Annotated in this window: 19 protein-coding genes; 15 read left to right on the forward strand and 4 right to left on the reverse strand. The window is 61.0% G+C overall.

Annotated features, from left to right (window positions below; genetic code table 11):
- Positions 1-25 precede the first annotated feature (25 nt).
- The 12 genes from AAY24_RS16270 to AAY24_RS16325 all read left to right on the forward strand — a co-directional run bounded on the left by AAY24_RS16270 (position 26) and on the right by AAY24_RS16325 (position 10,075).
- Positions 26-775, forward strand: a complete 750-nt coding sequence (locus AAY24_RS16270) for a GntR family transcriptional regulator (protein WP_046860570.1) — start codon at positions 26-28, stop codon at positions 773-775.
- A 33-nt stretch (positions 776-808) separates the two neighbouring features.
- A complete protein-coding gene (locus tag AAY24_RS16275) occupies positions 809-2,554 on the forward strand; it encodes a fumarate reductase/succinate dehydrogenase flavoprotein subunit (protein ID WP_046860571.1) in 1,746 nt (581 codons plus the stop codon).
- Positions 2,555-2,564: 10 nt separating this feature from the next.
- Positions 2,565-2,798 (forward strand): 4Fe-4S dicluster domain-containing protein, encoded by a 234-nt coding sequence (locus AAY24_RS16280; RefSeq protein ID WP_046860572.1) that lies wholly within the window; start codon positions 2,565-2,567, stop codon positions 2,796-2,798.
- A gap of 14 nt (positions 2,799-2,812) precedes the next feature.
- The gene (locus AAY24_RS16285) at positions 2,813-3,778 is read left to right on the forward strand and encodes a HEAT repeat domain-containing protein (protein ID WP_046860573.1); all 966 of its coding nucleotides are present in this window, start codon (positions 2,813-2,815) and stop codon (positions 3,776-3,778) included.
- Between the two features lie 10 nt (positions 3,779-3,788).
- Entirely contained in the window at positions 3,789-4,115 is a 327-nt protein-coding gene (fdxA, locus tag AAY24_RS16290) for a ferredoxin FdxA (RefSeq protein WP_046860574.1), read from the forward strand.
- A 66-nt stretch (positions 4,116-4,181) separates the two neighbouring features.
- Positions 4,182-4,757 carry an electron transport complex subunit RsxA gene (gene rsxA / locus AAY24_RS16295; protein WP_046860575.1) on the forward strand — a complete coding sequence of 192 codons (576 nt, stop codon included), beginning with the start codon at positions 4,182-4,184 and terminating at the stop codon, positions 4,755-4,757.
- Between the two features lie 9 nt (positions 4,758-4,766).
- The gene (gene rsxB / locus AAY24_RS16300; protein ID WP_046860576.1) at positions 4,767-5,327 is read left to right on the forward strand and encodes an electron transport complex subunit RsxB; all 561 of its coding nucleotides are present in this window, start codon (positions 4,767-4,769) and stop codon (positions 5,325-5,327) included.
- Complete coding sequence (rsxC, locus tag AAY24_RS16305; protein WP_046860577.1) at positions 5,324-6,844, forward strand: electron transport complex subunit RsxC; 1,521 nt, start codon at positions 5,324-5,326, stop codon at positions 6,842-6,844. Before rsxB ends, rsxC begins: the two co-directional genes overlap by 4 nt.
- Positions 6,837-7,901 carry an electron transport complex subunit RsxD gene (gene rsxD, locus AAY24_RS16310; RefSeq protein WP_082117195.1) on the forward strand — a complete coding sequence of 355 codons (1,065 nt, stop codon included), beginning with the start codon at positions 6,837-6,839 and terminating at the stop codon, positions 7,899-7,901. Before rsxC ends, rsxD begins: the two co-directional genes overlap by 8 nt.
- On the forward strand, positions 7,894-8,538 hold the full coding sequence (gene rsxG / locus AAY24_RS16315; protein ID WP_234422193.1) for an electron transport complex subunit RsxG: 645 nt from the start codon (positions 7,894-7,896) through the stop codon (positions 8,536-8,538). The genes rsxD and rsxG overlap by 8 nt, the downstream gene beginning before the upstream one ends.
- A gap of 2 nt (positions 8,539-8,540) precedes the next feature.
- Positions 8,541-9,242, forward strand: coding sequence for an electron transport complex subunit E (locus AAY24_RS16320; protein ID WP_046860578.1), 702 nt, complete (start codon positions 8,541-8,543; stop codon positions 9,240-9,242).
- Between the two features lie 98 nt (positions 9,243-9,340).
- Positions 9,341-10,075 carry a sulfite exporter TauE/SafE family protein gene (locus tag AAY24_RS16325; RefSeq protein ID WP_052761283.1) on the forward strand — a complete coding sequence of 245 codons (735 nt, stop codon included), beginning with the start codon at positions 9,341-9,343 and terminating at the stop codon, positions 10,073-10,075.
- 34 nt (positions 10,076-10,109) lie between these two features.
- Here the strand turns inward: AAY24_RS16325 and AAY24_RS16330 are convergent, their stop codons facing one another.
- Together AAY24_RS16330 and AAY24_RS16335 are read right to left on the reverse strand one after the other, a co-directional pair.
- The gene (locus AAY24_RS16330) at positions 10,110-10,409 is read right to left on the reverse strand and encodes a monooxygenase (RefSeq protein WP_046860579.1); all 300 of its coding nucleotides are present in this window, start codon (positions 10,407-10,409) and stop codon (positions 10,110-10,112) included.
- An 18-nt stretch (positions 10,410-10,427) separates the two neighbouring features.
- Complete coding sequence (locus AAY24_RS16335; protein ID WP_052761284.1) at positions 10,428-10,955, reverse strand: MarR family winged helix-turn-helix transcriptional regulator; 528 nt, start codon at positions 10,953-10,955, stop codon at positions 10,428-10,430.
- Positions 10,956-11,100: 145 nt separating this feature from the next.
- Here AAY24_RS16335 and AAY24_RS16340 point away from each other — a divergent pair, with 145 nt between their 5' ends.
- The 3 genes from AAY24_RS16340 (at position 11,101) to AAY24_RS16350 (ending at position 16,843) form a co-directional block, all read left to right on the forward strand.
- The gene (locus tag AAY24_RS16340; RefSeq protein ID WP_046860580.1) at positions 11,101-12,294 is read left to right on the forward strand and encodes an efflux RND transporter periplasmic adaptor subunit; all 1,194 of its coding nucleotides are present in this window, start codon (positions 11,101-11,103) and stop codon (positions 12,292-12,294) included.
- 20 nt (positions 12,295-12,314) lie between these two features.
- Positions 12,315-15,458, forward strand: coding sequence for an efflux RND transporter permease subunit (locus AAY24_RS16345; protein ID WP_046860581.1), 3,144 nt, complete (start codon positions 12,315-12,317; stop codon positions 15,456-15,458).
- A 143-nt stretch (positions 15,459-15,601) separates the two neighbouring features.
- Entirely contained in the window at positions 15,602-16,843 is a 1,242-nt protein-coding gene (locus AAY24_RS16350; protein ID WP_046860582.1) for a multidrug effflux MFS transporter, read from the forward strand.
- 33 nt (positions 16,844-16,876) lie between these two features.
- Here AAY24_RS16350 and AAY24_RS16355 read toward each other — a convergent pair whose 3' ends face one another.
- Together AAY24_RS16355 and AAY24_RS16360 are read right to left on the reverse strand one after the other, a co-directional pair.
- Positions 16,877-17,155, reverse strand: a complete 279-nt coding sequence (locus AAY24_RS16355; protein ID WP_046860583.1) for a cytochrome C oxidase subunit IV family protein — start codon at positions 17,153-17,155, stop codon at positions 16,877-16,879.
- Positions 17,156-17,157: 2 nt separating this feature from the next.
- Complete coding sequence (locus AAY24_RS16360) at positions 17,158-17,766, reverse strand: cytochrome c oxidase subunit 3 family protein (protein WP_046861398.1); 609 nt, start codon at positions 17,764-17,766, stop codon at positions 17,158-17,160.
- Positions 17,767-17,768 lie beyond the last annotated feature (2 nt).

The following is a 17,768-nucleotide window of genomic DNA, read 5'->3' on the forward strand; positions in this document are numbered from 1 at the left end:
TGACCAGTTATAACAGGAAGGGAATATGAGTCGAGAACAAACACCGCTGGAACCGTTAAGCGTGGCCTCCTCCCAGCCTCTCTATCTGCAGATCAAGTCTGCATTGGCGCAACGTATTCAGGATGGTCACTACCAGCCCCATGAGCGCCTGCCGTCGGAAAGCGAGCTGATGAAAGTGTTCGGGGTCAGCCGTATCACTGTGCGCCAGGCACTGCGGGATCTGCATGGCGAAGGGCTGGTGTTCAGTGTGCAGGGCAAGGGCACTTTTGTCTCCAAGCCCAAGGCGATGCAGAACGTGCAGCGCCTGCAGGGGTTCGGTGAGGCCATGGTGCCCCAGGGCTACGAAGCCTCGACCCGGGTTATCAGTGTGCAGGAGGTGCGTCCGCCACAGGAGGTGGCGGAAGCCCTGGGGTGCAAGCAGAGCGACCTGGTGATCGAACTGAAGCGGATCCGCTACCTAAACCGGGAACCCATCTCCATTGATCACAGTTTCTATCCGGCGGATATCGGTCGGCCCCTGATGGGCAGGGATCTGACCCAGGATATCTTTCCCTTGCTGGAAAACGAATTCGACATTGCCCTCTCCTTTGCCGACCTGCGTATCGAAGCGTCGTTGGCCGGCACCGGCGAAGAGCAGTACCTGAACTACCCGGTCGATTCACCCATCCTGAAGATTCGTCGGTTGGTGCTGGCGCAAGCCGGCCGACCGGTGGCCTTCGAAATACTTTCCTACCGTGGTGATGCCTTCCAGTACCACCTGCGTGCGGAACGTTAGTGACATGCAAACTGACACATTGGAGTCATACAAATGAGCGACAAGAGAGCAAACGACGAAACCCTGGAAGTGGACGTATTGGTGATCGGTGGTGGTACCGCGGGTCCCATGGCGGCGGTGAAAGCCAAAGAGGCCAATCCGGAGCTGCGCGTGGCGGTACTGGAGAAAGCCAATGTAAAACGCAGTGGCTGCATCAGTATGGGGATGGACGGTCTGAACAATGCAGTCATTCCGGGACACGCCACGCCCGAGCAGTACGTCAAGGAGATCACCATCGCCAATGACGGCATCGTCAACCAGAAGACGGTGATGGCATACGCCGAGCGCAGTTTCGACATGATTAACCAGCTGGACGAGTGGGGCGTCAAGTTCGAGAAGGATGAGACCGGTGAATACAATGTGAAGAAGGTCCACCACATGGGCACCTACGTGCTGCCCATGCCGGAAGGCCACAACATGAAGAAGATCCTCTATCGCCAGTTGCGCCGCAAGCGGGTACAGGTGATCAACCGTTTCATGGCCACCCGCCTGTTCAACGGGCCGGATGGTCGCATTGCCGGTGCCATGCTGCTCAATCCACGCAGTGGCGAGACGGCGGTGATCCGGGCCAAGACCGTCATCCTCTGTACCGGCGCGGCGGGTCGGCTTGGACTGCCTTCGTCCGGTTACCTGTTCGGTACTTACGAAAATCCCACCAATGCGGGTGACGGTTACTCCATGGCCTACCATGCGGGTGCCGAGCTGACCGGCCTGGAGTGCTACCAGATCAATCCTCTGATCAAGGACTACAACGGACCCGCCTGCGCCTATGTGACCGGTCCCATGGGGGGCTACACCGCCAACGCCCACGGTGATCGTTTCATCGAGTGTGACTACTGGAGCGGCCAGATGATGATGGAGTTCTTCAAGGAGCTCGAAGGGGGCAAGGGACCGGTGTTTCTCAAGCTCGATCACCTGGCGGAAGAGACCGTGGAGGAGATCGAGGAGATCCTGCACTCCAACGAACGTCCCAGCCGTGGTCGTTTCCACGCGAACCGCAACACCAACTACCGGGAAAAGATGGTGGAGATGCATATCTCCGAGATCGGCTTCTGCAGCGGTCACAGCGCGTCCGGCATCTGGACCGATGAAAATGCCCGCACCACGGTACCGGGACTCTATGCGGCCGGTGATGTGGGATCGGTGCCGCACAACTACATGCTGGGGGCCTTTGTCTATGGCGCGATAGCCGGTGAGGATGCCGCAGAGTTCTGCGCAGAACACGATTTCGCGGAAATCGATCCGGCGGAAATTGCCAAGGAGCGTGAGCGGGTGCTGGCGCCCCTGAACCGGGAGGATGGCATTCCCCCGCACCAGATCGAATACAAACTGCGGCGTCTGGTGAATGACTACCTGCAACCCCCCAAGGTGACCCGCAAGATGGAGATCGGCCAGGAGCGCTTCGCCGAGATCCGCCGCGACCTTGAGTTTATGTCCGCAGCCGATCCCCATGAGCTGATGCGTGCCAATGAAGTCAGCTTCATTCTGGATTGTGCCGAGATGGCCGCGGCCGCTTCCCTCTATCGCACCGAGAGTCGTTGGGGCCTGTATCACCATCGGGTCGACTACCCGCAGACCGACAATGCGGAATGGTTTGTCCACGTACAGACCAAGAAGGGCGACAACGGTATGCCGATCAATTTTAAACGTGACATCGATCCCTACATCGTCGAACTGGGCGAGAGTGAGAAGGATGCCTATCAGAAACTGCGTGTGAGCAGCACACAGGCCGAGTCCTGAGGAGAACATCATGCCAAAAGCAAACTTAATGAATACGGTACCGGTAGTGGTCAACAGTGAGGCGTGTATCGCCGACAAGGGCTGTTCGGTCTGTGTGGACGTCTGCCCGTTGGACGTGCTGCTGATTGATGCCGCCAAGGGTACCGCCTATATGAAATACGATGAGTGCTGGTACTGCCTGCCCTGTGAAAAGGACTGCCCGACCGACGCCATCACCGTCAGCATTCCCTACCTGTTGCGCTAACCGGAGAGCAAACGATGAATCTATCTTTTGAAGAAGGCTCGGACCTGGACGACATCCGGGGACGCATAACCAGTGATGATGCGGAGATGCGTCGGGTCGCTGTGATTGACCTTGTGGATTGTGTCGACGATGAAGATGCCACGGAGCTGGCGGTGCAGGCACTCTCCGACCCGGACGCCGGGGTACGGGCCGAGGCCGCCCGGATCCTGGATGAGTTTGAAGGTGAATCGGTAATCGCCGCGTTGCTGAACGCGCTGGGGGATAGTGATGAGACGGTGCGGGAGGCGGCCGCCGAAACCCTGTCCGAGAACAAGGACCGGTCGGCCGGCAGCGCCATCCTGCAGCGTTTTGAAGACGACGACAGTTTTGTCAAGGCGTCCTGTCTGCGTGCCCTGCGGGATCTGCGTCTGCCGGCCAGCAAGGCGGTGGCCCTGGAGTCACTGAGTCACCCCGATGCCCGGGTGCGACGCGAAGCCGTGGGTGTGCTGGCCTACCTGAAGAGCGAGGACGTGTTGCTGGCATTGATGAATATTGCCAGCACCGATGCCGATCCCCAGGTGCGCAAGGTGGGGGTGGGGTCGCTGATTTTCAGCCGCACCGAGCGGGCCGCCGAGGCCCTGATCAAGGCGCTGTCGGATGAGAACTGGCAGGTGCGGGAAGAGGCGGCCCTGATCATCGGCAAGGTGGGGGTCAGCAGTGCCGTTGCCCCCCTGATCGAAGCCATGAATGACGACTACTGGCAGGTGCGGGTCAAGGCGGCCGGCAGCCTGGGGAAATTGAAAGATCCCGCCGCAGTGGATGTGCTGGGTCAGGCCCTCTCTTTCAATATCAGCAACCTGCGCAAGGAGGCGGCGGCCGCCCTGGGCGAGATCGCTTCCCCGGCGGGCCTGCCGTTCCTGGAAGCGGCCAGTGGTGACATCGATCCCGACGTGCGCAAGGTGGCGCTCTGGGCTATCGATCAGATCAACCAGAAAAATTGAGGAAGCGAGTATGGCATTCGTAGTCACTGATAACTGTGTCCGGTGCAAATACACCGACTGTGTTGATGTCTGTCCGGTTGACGACTGTTTTCGGGAAGGAGAGAACTTTCTGGTCATCGATCCCGAGACCTGTATCGACTGTTCGCTCTGCGTGCCGGAGTGTCCCGCCGAGGCGATCTTTGCAGTGGATGATGTGCCGGAGGATCAGCGTGAATATATTGCGCTGAATGCGGAACTGGCCAAGCAGTGGCCCGGTATCAACAGCGCCAAGGATCCGCTGGACGGTGCGGACGACTGGGTCGACGTACCCGATAAACTGCAATACCTGGTGCGTTGATCATGGGATCCGGCAATACAGTTTGGCGGCGTCCGGTACGCCACGGCAGGGGGAGGGTGATTCACCATGGCTGAATACCTCGCCCTGCTGTTTGGCACCATCTTCGTCAACAACCTGGTGTTGTCCCGTTTTCTCGGTCTCTGTCCGTTCATGGGGGTATCCAAAAAACTGGAAACCGCCCTGGGCATGGGGATGGCTACCGCCTTCGTACTGACCCTGGCTTCCGCCACCAGTTACCTGGCCAATAACTATCTCCTGCAGCCGCTCGGACTGGAGTATCTGCGCACTGTCACCTTTATCCTGGTGATCGCGGTGATCGTGCAGTTTACCGAGATGGTGATGCACCGGACCAGTCCGGTGCTCTATAACCTGCTGGGTATTTTTTTGCCACTGATTACCACCAACTGTGCGGTGCTGGGTGTTGCCCTGCTCAACGTGCAGTCCGGTTACGGCTTTATCGGCTCGGCGATTTACGGTTTCGGCGGCGCCATCGGCTTCACTCTGGTGATGGTGCTGTTCGCCGCCACCCGGGAACGGCTGGAGGTGGCGGATGTGCTGCCCGCCTTCCGGGGGACACCGATTGCCCTGATCACGGCCGGATTCATGTCGGTGGCCTTCATGGGCTTCAGTGGCATGGCATGAGGAGATGAGATGGATATCCTGATGATGACGCTGCTTGCGTTACTGTTTGGCCTGGGTCTGGGCTATGCCGCCATCCGCTTCCGGGTGGAGGGTGATCCGCTGGTGGACAAGATCGATGCGGTGCTGCCCCAGACCCAGTGCGGCCAGTGCGGTCATCCGGGCTGCCGGCCCTATGCCACGGCCTTGGCCGAGGGCAGTGCGGAGATCAACCAGTGTCCACCCGGTGGCGAGGCCGGCATGCGCGCCCTGGCGGAACTGCTGGGTCGTGATCCGATGCCCCTGGCGGGCATGGAGGCGGGTGCGGTGGAACCGCTGCCCAAAGTGGCGGTGGTGGATGAATCCACCTGTATCGGCTGTACCAAGTGTGTCCAGGCCTGTCCGGTGGACGCCATTATCGGAGCGCCGAAACAGAAACATACGGTGCTGGAGGCGTATTGCACCGGCTGTGAACTCTGCCTGCCCCCCATCTGTCCGGTACCGGACTGCCTGACTCTGCGTCCGGTCAGGCCCACCATCAGTCGTTGGAAGTGGCAGGCACCCGATATACAGGAACAGGAGCAGGCGGCATGAGACGGTTGTGGTCCTTCCCCGGCGGCATCCGCCTGCCCGGTTTCAAGCAGTTGTCCAACCGGGAGGCGGTTCGCCCCCTGCCTCTGCCGGAACGGCTCTTTCTGCCCCTGCGCCAGCACATCGGGGCACCGGCCCGGCCGTTGGTGGCGGTGGGAGAGCGTGTGTGCAAGGGGCAGCTGGTGGCGGAGGCGACCGCCTTTGTCAGCGCGCCGGTGCATGCCTCGACCTCCGGTGTGGTGACCGACATCGGCGAACACCGTCTGCCCCATCCCTCCGGTATCGCGGAACCCTGTATCGTGATCGAGGCGGATGGCGAGGAGCGTTGGCATCCCGACCTGGTGCCGTACTCCGAGCCGGACAACGCCACCCCGGAACAGCTGCTGGCTACCATTCGCCAGGCCGGCATTGTCGGTTTGGGTGGGGCAGTATTCCCATCCGCGGCCAAGCTCAAACCACCGCACCGGATCGATACCCTGATTATCAACGGGGTGGAGTGCGAGCCCTATATCACCTGCGACGACCTGCTGATGCGTAGCCGCGCCGAAGCTGTGCTGCGGGGGTGTCTGCTGTTGCAGCGCATCCTCGCTGCGGACCAGTGCATCCTGGCGGTGGAGGATAACAAGCCGGAGGCGCTGGCGCAGTTGCGCCTGGCCCGGGAGAAGCTGATAGCGGCGGACGCCGCCGGGGCCGGGCAGATCGAGTTGGTGGCCATCCCTACCGTGTTTCCGGCCGGTGGTGAGAAGCAGTTGATCAAGGTGCTGACCGGCTGCGAAGTGCCGGCCGGCGGCTTGCCCTATGAGTTGGGCATTGTCTGCCTCAACGTGGCCACCACGGCGGCAGTGCATGATGCCATCCTGCTCGGGCGACCGCTGGTGTCACGTCTGGTCACGGTCACCGGGAGCGGAATCAGGCATCCGGGTAACTACCAGGTGCCGCTGGGTACGCCCATCGCCGCGCTGCTGGAGGCGGCCGGCGGAGCGGATGGCGAGGCGGAGCTGATCATGGGGGGTCCCATGATGGGCCAGCGCCTGCCTACTCCCCAGGCGATGGTGGTGAAGGGGACCAACTGCATCCTGGTAAACAAGCCGGAACCGCTGCCGCGACAGATGCCCTGTATCCGCTGCGGCAGCTGCGCCGACGCCTGTCCGATGCAACTGCTGCCCCAGCAGCTTTACTGGCATGCCCGGGGCAAGACCTTCGACAAGCTGCAGCGCTACCACCTGGACAGCTGTATTGAGTGCGGCTGCTGCAACCTGGTCTGTCCATCCCATATCCCGCTGGTCTCCTACTTCCGTTACGCCAAGACCGAAATCGCCGACCAGGAGTTCAAGCGGCAGCGGGCCGAGGAGTCCCGCCTGCGCAGTGAACTGAGACAGGAGCGGCTGGAGCGTATGCAACGGGAAGCGGAAGAGCGCAAGGCGAGACGCAAGGCGGCCCGGTCGAAGTCGAAAAAACCGGCCCCGGCTGAATCGTCCCCTACCGAAACAGCACTCAGTCAGCAGGTATCCCATGTCTGAATCGTCATCAGTTATCAACCCCGCCGTGGGGGCGCCCTTTATCGCTCCCACGGCCGATGTGGGCCGGGTGATGCGGCGGGTGATCTACGCCCTGTTGCCGGGATTTCTGGCCTACCTCTGGTTCTTCGGCTGGGGACCGCTGACCAATCTGGTCTACGCGGTCGCCTCCGCCCTCTGTTTCGAGGCCCTGTTACTGACAGTCCGGGGGCGCCCGCTGTGGCCGTTTCTATCTGACGGCAGTGCACTGCTCACCGCCTGTCTGCTGGCCCTGAGTCTGCCGCCCATGGCGTCCTGGTGGCTGCCGGTACTGGGCAGTTTCATCGCCATCGTGTTTGCCAAACAGCTCTACGGTGGCCTGGGCTATAACCCGGTCAATCCGGCCATGGCTGCCTATGCAGTGCTGCTGATCTCCTTCCCCCTGGAGATGAGTCAGTGGCTGTCGCCCCTGGAGTTGCAGCACCAGCTGCTGGGTCTTGTGGAGAGCTTTCACTACACCCTGACCGGCCAGCTGCCCGATGGCCTCGGCTTTGATGCCATCAGTTCCGCCACACCACTGGACAAGCTGCGCACCGATACCGGTCTGGGGCAGGCGGTGGCAGAGATCCGCCATGCGCCGGTGTTCGGTCTGGTGGCCGGTTACGGTACCGAGTGGGTGGGCCTGGGTTATCTGCTCGGCGGCCTGGTGCTCGTGAAGCTGCGCATCATCAGCTGGCATATCCCGGTGGCCATGCTGGGGACACTGGCGGTCATGGCCACAGCCGGTTTTCTGATTGATCCCCAACTGCACGCCGATCCGTTGATGCAGCTGTTCGGCGGTGCCAGCATGCTCGGGGCCTTTTTTATCGCTACCGATCCGGTTACCGCCGCCACCACGGCGCGGGGCAAACTGATCTACGGTGCCGGCATCGGTGTGCTGGTGTATGCCATCCGCACCTGGGGCAGTTATCCCGATGGGATCGCTTTTGCGGTGTTGTTGATGGGCATGACGGTACCCTTGCTGGATCAGTACACGGTACCGAGGATGTTCGGTGCGCGACGGAGGGGCTGGCGTGAATAGTGGTCGAAGTATCCTGCTGGCCGGTCTGCTGCTGGCGTTCAGCGCCTTGCTCGGCACCGGGTTGCTGAGCCTGACCCATGGACATGCGGCACCCTATATCGCCGAGAACGAGCGGTTGCGACTGCTGGCCAGCCTGAATGCGGTGATCCCGCCGGATCAATACGATAACGATCTGCTGACCGACACCCTGGAACTGTCCGATCCGCAGCTACTCGGCATGGAGGGGCCGGTGACCATCTACCGTGCCCGACGGGGCGGTGAGGCGCGGGCAGTGGCCTTCCGGGTGCGGGCGTTGGGCGGCTACTCCGGTCCGATTGAGCTGCTGGTGGGGGTCGCGGTGGATGGCCGGTTGTCCGGTGTGCGGGTGATCAGCCACAAGGAGACACCGGGACTGGGGGATGCCATAGAGGCGGGACGCAGTGACTGGATTAGCGGATTCAAGGGCCGTTCCCGAACCAATCCGCAGGATGCCGGCTGGAAGGTCAAGCGGGACGGTGGCGTATTCGATCAGTTCACTGGTGCCACCATTACCCCCCGGGCGGTGGTGAAGGGGGTACATCGGGCACTGCAGTTCTACGATCTTCATCGTGATCAGATTTTTCTCACCACAGCTATCGCAAAGGAGACAGCAGAATGAGCATGTCGGAGCAGGGTTTCATCGGCCTGATGAAGAACGGCCTTTGGCACAATAACCAGGGGTTGGTGGCCCTGCTCGGTTTATGCCCGTTGCTGGCGGTTACCTCCACCGCCAGCAACGGGCTGGGGCTGGGGCTGGCGACCATGGCGACCCTGATGGTCACCAACCTGATTGTCTCGGTTACCCGACACTGGCTGCGCAGCGAGATCCGGATCCCCATGTTCGTGTTGATTATCGCCTGCGTGGTGACCGCGATTGAACTGCTGATGAGTGCCCATCTGCATCAGCTCTACCTGGCGCTGGGCATATTTCTACCCCTGATCGTCACCAACTGCGCCATTATCGGACGGGCCGAGGCCTTCGCCTCCAAACAGCCGGTACGCCAGGCGCTGATCGATGGGTTTGCCATGGGGCTGGGTTTCCTGGCGGTGCTGGTGGTGTTGGGCTGTGTGCGGGAACTGATCGGCTACGGCACCCTGTTCCGGGGCGCGGACAGCCTGTTCGGGCCGGCCGCCGCCGGGCTGACTGTCACAGTCTTTGCTGATTATGGTGGTTTCCTGCTGGCCATACTGCCGCCGGGCGCCTTTGTCGGCCTGGCCCTGCTGATCGCCCTGAAAAACAAACTGGACAGTGTGGCGCGGAGCGTGCGGGAGAGCCGGCCCGGGCCAGCGGTCGCAGAAGAGCGAGCGGCAGATGCCTGCTGAAGCGGACCAGATCCGGGGCCTCTCTGCCGTGGGGATTCTGTCAGCGAATGCCGCGCTGTTCACCGGTTGGCCGGAAGCGCCTGTCCAAGGATTGACCCATGCCTGAGTCTTTCAGCCTGATGCAACTGCCCGTCGCGACGCTGGTGGTGGCGATTGCCTACCTGATTCGCGGCGTGGCAGGCTTTGGGTCCGGTCTCATCGCCATACCGCTGTTGGCGCTGATCCTGCCCCTCTCCGTGGTGGTCCCGGTGATCGCCCTGCTGGATCTGCTGGCATCGGTCAGCCACGGTTTTGGCAATCGTCGCGACATCGGCTGGCTGGAGATCTTCACCCTGCTGCCCTTCTCCCTGCTGGGTATCGGTATCGCCATCTATCTGTTTAAAACGGTTGATCCGGATCTGCTCAGTACCGGCCTGGCCCTGTTTATCATCCTCTATTCCCTGTACAACCTGGTATCGGAAAACATGCCGACAGATTTCTCCCGGCTGTGGGCCATGCCCTGGGGCGCGGCCGGTGGCATGATCAACGCCCTGTTTGGCACCGGTGGTCCGTTCTACGTTATCTATCTCAAGTTGCGGGGACTGGGCAAGGATGAACTCCGGGCGACTATTGCCACCATCCTGCTGTTTGACGGCATCGGTCGTGTAGCCGGCTACGCCATGGGGGACTTCTTTAACGAAACTGCACTGATACTCGTGGCGGCCGGACTGCCACTGGCGGCGCTGGCCCTGTTTGTGGGCGGTCACATCCAGACCGGCATGAGTCAGAAGGCCTTTCAGCGGGCCATCAGTGCGCTGCTGCTGGTGAGCGGGATCGCTCTGCTGATCAAGTAACCGGCAGGAGTCGGGACGGATGACCGGGCCTGGCTCAGAGCGGGCCGTTGGTGATTTGGGTCAACGGTGTGTTGACGTCGAACAGCTTGGCATTCACCTTGTCGATGCCGAAGCTCTTGAGTCGCTCGGTGTGCATGACCATGTAATCCCTGGCCGACTGCTCGTCGGTGAACAGGTAGATCCCACCGGCCTCTCCATCGGCCCGGTTTTCGGTCCATATTTTCCACAGCAGGCCGGGTTCATCGGCGATGCTTCGGGCCAGCCCATCCATCGCATCGGTCATCTCCTGGCCGAAAGGACCAGCATATTTGAAGTCAAATTGTACCAGTTTCATTCGACGCTCCCGGTTTGGTTACTGTTTGTTTGGTTGTTCCAGCACGGCCGCTGCCTTGCTTAACAGTTTTTTTAGCTGTTTGCTCTCACGCTCGGTGAGCGCCTGATCCAGCCAGCACCTGGATTTTTTCTGCACTCTGTTCAGGGATTTCTCGGCGGTTTTCTTCCCCTTTGCCGTGAGGTGCACCAGCTTGCTGCGCTTGTCCTGGGGTTGTACGGAACGGCTGATGAGCCCCCGCATTTCCAGTTGATGCAGCAACTTGGTCAGACCGCCGGAAGTGATCAGCATAGATTTCTGCAGTTCGGTGGGCGTCAGGACGTGGGGTTTGGCGGAACGGCGCAGGGTGAGCAGGATATCGAACTCACCCATGCAGAGGTTGAATTCGGATAGGACGTCACGGGTGCGGCTTACGCCCAGGTTGTATACCCGGCCAAGGTAGATGAACAGCTCATCCTTGAGCGCGTTCGTTTCATCAGTTTCATACATCTCGGACCAGTTCTCCCGCATGAATCCAATGATCTGCTCCGATGTATAGCTTCCATCCATCTCTTTCCCCAGTCTTGCAGTGGTTTTGTGATAATAGCGCTTAAAATATTATCTTGCAAGAAAGATAATTGGCCTGTATATTTATCTTTCAAGAAAGATAGATAGTCAAGGACTGCGCATGTACGTCAAGCTTTCATCAATTACAATGCCCGTGCTGTCACGTTACCGGGGCGGTATTCTTATTCTGCTGTTGGCCCTGCTGGCCAGCGGCTGCAATGGCTCAGACTCCACTTCATCGGAAAGTGCGGTAGCTCCGGCAGCTCCCGTACCGGTGGTTGGTGTGCAGGAGGTCAGGCAGCAATCCCTGGTATTGAATACGGAACTGGCGGGTCGTACCACCGCCTACCGGATCGCTGAAGTGCGACCGCAGGTGACCGGCATTATTGTGGAGCGTACCTTCCAGGAAGGCGGTGAAGTAAAGGCGGGGCAGACGCTCTACCGGATCGATCCGGCCCGTTACCAGGCCGCCTATGACAGTGCCAAGTCGACCCTGGCGCGGGATCAGGCGGCATTGACCACGGCGCGCCTCAAGGTGAAGCGTTATGCCAACCTGCTCAAGACCAAGGCGGTGAGTCAGGAGGCTTATGATGAGGCCAGGGCGGCCCTGCAACAGGCCCAGGCAACGGTGGCGATGGATGAGGCCGCATTGCAGGCGGCCCGAATCGACCTGGATTATACCCAGGTCAGCGCCCCTATCGATGGTCGTATCGGTCGATCAGCTGTTACCCAGGGTGCGCTGGTGACCGGCAACCAGACCACGGCACTGGCCACTATTCGTCAGCTCGATCCCATCTATGTGGATGTGACCCAGTCCAGTGCCGAACTGCTGCGGCTGAAAAAGGCACTGGGGGAGGGGGAGTTGCAGCGACCGGAGGGTTTTTCCGCTCCGGTTGAACTGATTCTGGAAGACGGCAGTCGATATCCGCACCCGGGCAAACTGGAGTTCTCAGAAGTGAGTGTGGATGAGAGCACCGGTTCTGTCACCCTGCGGGCCCTGTTCCCCAATCCGGATCAACAGCTGTTGCCTGGAATGTATGTGCGGGCGCAGGTTCAGAATGGGGTCAGGGAAGGGGCCATCCTGGTACCGCAACAGGCGGTCAGCCGTGACGCGGCCGGCCGCACCACCGCCCTGGTACTGAATGGGGATGACCAGGTGGAAAAGCGGTCACTGACGGTGTCCCGCGCGGTGGGTAATCAGTGGCTGGTGGAGGAGGGCCTGACTGTGGGCGAGCGGCTCATTGTTGATGGTCTGCAAAAAATACAGCCGGGTGATACGGCGCGCGCCACACCGCTCACGGCTGAAACCACGCCGGGTTCCGGCGTCAGTACGCCCAACTAGTCCGGCAAGGATCACGAACCATGGCCCGTTTCTTTATCGATCGACCGATTTTCGCCTGGGTGATCGCCATCATTATCATGCTGGCGGGGACCATCTCCATCCTGACACTACCGGTGGCCCAGTATCCCTCTATTGCGTCACCTCAGATCCGGATCAGCGCAACCTATCCCGGTGCCTCTGCACAGGCGGTGCAGGACACCGTGGTCCAGGTTATCGAACAACAGATGACCGGCCTGGACGGGCTGCTTTACATCTCCTCCACCAGCGAGGCGACCGGCAGTGGCAGCGTCACCCTGACGTTTGAAAACGGCACCGATCCCGATGTGGCCCAGGTGCAGGTGCAGAACAAACTGCAACTGGCCACTCCACAACTGCCTACCGAGGTGCAGCAGCAGGGTATGCGGGTGGCCAAGTCGGTGCGCAACTTCCTGATGATTGTGGGCCTGGTATCACCCAGTGGCAGCCATAGCGGCGGGGCACTTGGCGACTACCTGGCCAGCCGGATGCAGGATCCGGTGAGTCGCGTGCAGGGTGTTGGTGAAGTGACGGTGTTCAGCTCGCAATACGCCATGCGCATCTGGCTTAATCCGGACAAGCTGCATCAGTACAACCTGACGCCGGCTGATGTGGCGAGCGCTATCCAGGCCCAGAATGCCCAGGTCTCGGCCGGTCAGCTCGGCGCTACACCGGCGGTCTCCGGCCAGCAGCTCAATGCCACCGTGACCGTACAGAGTCGTCTCAATACGCCGGAGGAGTTCGAGAATATTCTGCTGGTTACCAGTGAGGATGGTGCGCGGGTCTACCTGCGGGATGTGGCCCGGGTGACCCTGGGTGACGCCAGCTATGGCAAGCTGGCCCGCTTCAACGGCCAGCAGGCCGCCGCCATGGCGATACGTCTGGCTACCGGGGCCAACGCCCTGGAGACCGCCGATGCGGTGCGCGCCAAGGTTAATGAACTGGCGCAATTCTTTCCGGATGACATGGAGGTGATCTATCCCTATGACACCACCCCATTCGTGCGTATCTCTATTGAAGAGGTGGTCAAGACCCTGATCGAAGCCGTGGTGCTGGTGTTCCTGGTCATGTATCTGTTTTTGCAGAATTTCCGCGCCACGCTGATTCCCACCCTGGCGGTGCCGGTGGTGTTGCTGGGCACCTTCGGTGTGCTGGCCGCATTCGGTTATTCGATCAACACGCTCACCATGTTCGCCATGGTGCTGGCCATTGGTCTGCTGGTGGATGACGCCATCGTGGTGGTGGAGAATGTGGAGCGGGTGATGCGCGAGGACGGCAGCTCCCCCTATGCAGCAACCCGCAAGTCCATGGGGCAGATCACCGGTGCCCTGATCGGTATCGCCCTGGTACTGGCGGCGGTGTTTGTTCCGATGGCGTTTTTCGCCGGTTCCACCGGGGTGATCTACCGGCAGTTCTCCATCACCATCGTATCCGCCATGCTGCTGTCGGTGGTGGTGGCGATCGTGTTTACCCCGGCGCTCTGTGCCACCATGCTGAAACCGATCAGTCACCAGGCCCATGCTGCACGGGGCGGTTTTTTCGGCTGGTTCAATCGTGGCTTTGACCGGGCCAATCGGGGTTATCTGGCCCTGGTGGGCGGTATGCTGAAGCGGAATCGGCGCTCGCTGTTTGTCTACGCTCTGCTGGTGACGGGTATGGCGGTACTGTTTATGCGTACGCCGACAGCTTTTCTGCCCGACGAGGACCAGGGCATCCTGTTTAACCAGATCGTCCTGCCGGCCGGTGCCACCCAGGAACGGACCCTGAAGGTGATCGAGCAGGTTGAACAGCACTACCTGAACGATCCGGCGGTAAAGCAGATGATGGCGGTTGCCGGGTTCAGCTTTGCCGGTAGCGGTCAGAACATGGGCATCGCCTTTGTGCGCCTGAAGGATTGGGATGAGCGCCAGAGTCCGGAGCTGAGCATCAATGCGGTGGTGGGCCGGGCGATGCAGGCTTTCGGCAAGATTCGGGATGCCCGGGTGTTTGCCTTCCCGCCACCGGCGGTAATGGAGCTGGGCAACGCCAGCGGATTTGATCTCTATCTGCAGGATCAGGCCAACCTGGGTCACGATAAGCTGATGCAGGCCCGCAACCAGCTGCTGGGCATGGCAGCCAAAGATCCCCGTCTGGTTGGGGTGCGCCCCAACGGTCTGGATGATATGCCCCAGTTGCAGGTGGATGTGGATCACGCCCGGGCCGGTGCCTACGGACTGTCGGTGGCGGATATCAACAACGGTTTGTCCAGTGCCTGGGGTAGTGCCTACGTGGATGATTTTGTGCACCAGGGCCGGGTGAAAAAGGTCTATATGCAGGCCGATGCCCCCTACCGCATGCTGCCGGAGCATCTGAACGACTGGTGGGTGCGCAACGGGGCGGGGGAGATGGTGCCGTTCTCCGCTTTCGCCGATACCCGCTGGGAGTACGGCTCGCCCCGGCTGGAGCGCTACAACGGCTTGTCCGCGTTGCAGATCAACGGCGCCGCGGCACCGGGGGTCAGCTCCGGCGAGGCGATGGATGCCATCGAAGCGTTGATTGCCAAGCTGCCGGAAGGGATCAGCTTCAGTTGGAGCGGTCTCTCCTTCGAGGAGCGACTGGCCGGCTCTCAGGCTCCGGCGCTGTTTGCACTCTCCATCCTGGTGGTTTTCCTGGCACTGGCCGCACTCTATGAGAGCTGGTCCATACCCTTTTCGGTCATCCTGGTGGTACCGTTGGGCGTACTGGGGGCAGTGCTGGCCACCACTATGCGCGGTCTGCCCAATGACATCTATTTCCAGATTGGTCTGCTGACCACCATCGGACTGGCGGCCAAGAATGCCATCCTGATCGTGGAGTTCGCCAAGTCTCTGCAGGAGCAGGGCATGGATCTGGCAGAGGCCGCCATGACCGCGGCCCGACAGCGTCTGCGCCCGATCATCATGACCTCGTTGGCGTTCGGTTTTGGCGTACTGCCGCTGGCAATCGCCAACGGTGCCGGTTCCGGCAGCCAGAACGCCATCGGTACCGGTGTGCTCGGGGGTATGCTGGCGGCAACCCTGCTCGGCATTTTCTTCGTGCCCCTGTTTTTCGTAATGATCCGCAGCTGGTTCGTGCGTCCGCCGGTCAGCAGTGAGACGCCGGATGGGGCACCGGTCAATCAGGAGAGCTGAAGCCGGCCGGCGGATCGCACCGATCCGCCGGTCCTGTTAATCGATACATCGGGGAGTAGGGACTCTCTCCCTGTCCTTTTATGTCCCGTCGCGTCGACCGGTCCAGGAGCTGCTGGCCGACGACGGGGTTCTCGGGGGAACAGATGAACACCAGCCCGGTTACGGGGGATGCCAGTGGCCTGAAGGTCCCGGCGCTCTTTTTGCTATTTGTGGGAGCCCTGGCGGCAATGGGGCCGTTGACCATGGATCTCTATCTGCCGGCGCTGCCGACCATTGCCGACTACTTTTCCGTTGATGTGGCGTCGGTCAGCGCCACGGTCAGCACCTATCTGCTCGGTTATGCCATCGGCCAGTTTTTCGGTGGACCGATCTCCGATCAGGTGGGCCGCAAGACGATCGGTGTCACCGGGTTGCTGCTATACCTGGCGGCAACCCTGGGCATTGTGTTCGCCGGTACCGTGGAGCAGACCCTGGTGTGGCGTTTTCTGCAGGCCCTGGGTGGTGGTAGTGCGACGGTTCTGGCCATGGCCCTGGTGCGGGATATCTACTCCCCCATCGAAGCGGGTAAACGTTTCGCCCTGGTGATGATGGTGGTGATGATCGCGCCGCTGGCAGGGCCGGCCGCCGGCACCTATCTGCTGCACTTCGGCTGGCATGCGATCTTCTGGCTGTTTGCGGTCTACGCACTGGCGCTCTGCCTGAGCCTGCTGCTGTTTGTCCCGGAAACCCATCCGAACCCGAAGCGGAGCATCTCCCTGAGCCGGGTATTCCGCCAGTACGGGGCGGTGATCCGGTATCGCATCAATGGCCGGCGTATTGCGATCCGTTTCCCCATCGCCATGGCGTTCAGTGGTGGTGTGATGATGATCTTCGTCACCCAGTCGGCGGCCATCTACCTGGAGCACTTCCAGACCGGCGAAACACTGTTTCCGCTGCTGTTCGGCGCCAATATCGTGGTGCTCGCCAGCGGCAACCTGGCCAGCGCCCGGCTGTTGGGCCGGATCAATCCCCAGACTCTGTTCCGCAGCGGCATCCTGCTCCAGCTGCTGGCTATCGGTAGCCTGTTTCTGGTTGTCCTGCTGGGCCTGGACCGGCTCTACGTAGTGGTGCCGCTGATCATGCTGGGGGTCGGCAGTATCGGCCTGACCAACCCGTCGGGTATGACCATCTTCATGAGCTATTTTCCCCGTGGGGGCGGTAGTGCGTCGGCGGTGTTTACCACCCTGATGTTCTCCCTGGGCGGGGTGCTGGGGTCGCTGCCGAACCTGTTCCCGGGGCACGGCCTGTTGCCGACGGTCAGCGTGATGCTTGGCTCCACACTGGTGGCCAATCTGATTGGCCAGGCGATCCCGCCGGTCCAGGTGGCGGGTGCCGTAGCCGGTTAACCGGGCAGTTGCGGGCCGGTAGTTCTGATGCAGTCAATCGAGGGTGGTCAGACGCCGCAACAGATCACCCCAGCCGTGGCTGAGAATCACCAGCAGGGGGATGACGGTGTTAAAGGCGTACAGCACATGGCGTATACGGGGGTTGGCGTCTCTCATCTCCATGTAGTAGTCGATCACCATGCGCCCTTTGAAGGCGATGAATCCGGCCACCAGCAGGGTCAGGGGCCAGCCGGCGTGGCCGGTCTCGGCGAACCAGGCGCCGGCGATGGTCAGGGCGATCAACAGCAGCCAGATTTTTTCCGCGCGCCCCATGTTCACCTCAGAATGTAGAAAAAGGGAAAGATCACCAGCCAGATCACATCCGTGGTGTGCCAATAGACTGCGGCCGCTTCCAGGCCGCTGTATTCGCCGGAGGAGTAGGCGCCGCGGTTGGTGCGGAATGCCACCCAGGCCAGGCCCAGCAGGCCCCAGAACACGTGTACCAGGTGGTTGAGGGTCAGGTAGTAGTAGACGGTGTAGAAGATGCCGGTCTGGCCATCCACGCCGTGGGCCACATTCCAGCGGATCTCGAAAAATTTGACCAGCGGATAGCCGCAGCCGAGCAGGAGTGCCAGCACCACCCAGCGGAATGCCCGGGTGGCGTCGTTGCGTCGTATCGATTCCACCGCCTTGACCATGCTGTAGCCACTGGTGAGCAGCAACAGGGTGATGGTCACACCGGCCAGGGTGAGGAGTTTGTCCGGTCCGCTCTCGAACGCCTGCGGGTGATGTACCTTGGCCACGAAGTAGACGATGAACAGCATCAGGAATTCCACCAGGACGCAAAAGATCCCGACCCAGATTCCACTGTTTCCGGGGATACGTCGGCGCTCGATCTCCGCTTCCGTGGTGACGATCTGTGGCTCGGTACAGGGGCTGTTCATGG

The organism is Sedimenticola thiotaurini (assembly GCF_001007875.1).
Taxonomy (GTDB): domain Bacteria; phylum Pseudomonadota; class Gammaproteobacteria; order Chromatiales; family Chromatiaceae; genus Sedimenticola; species Sedimenticola thiotaurini.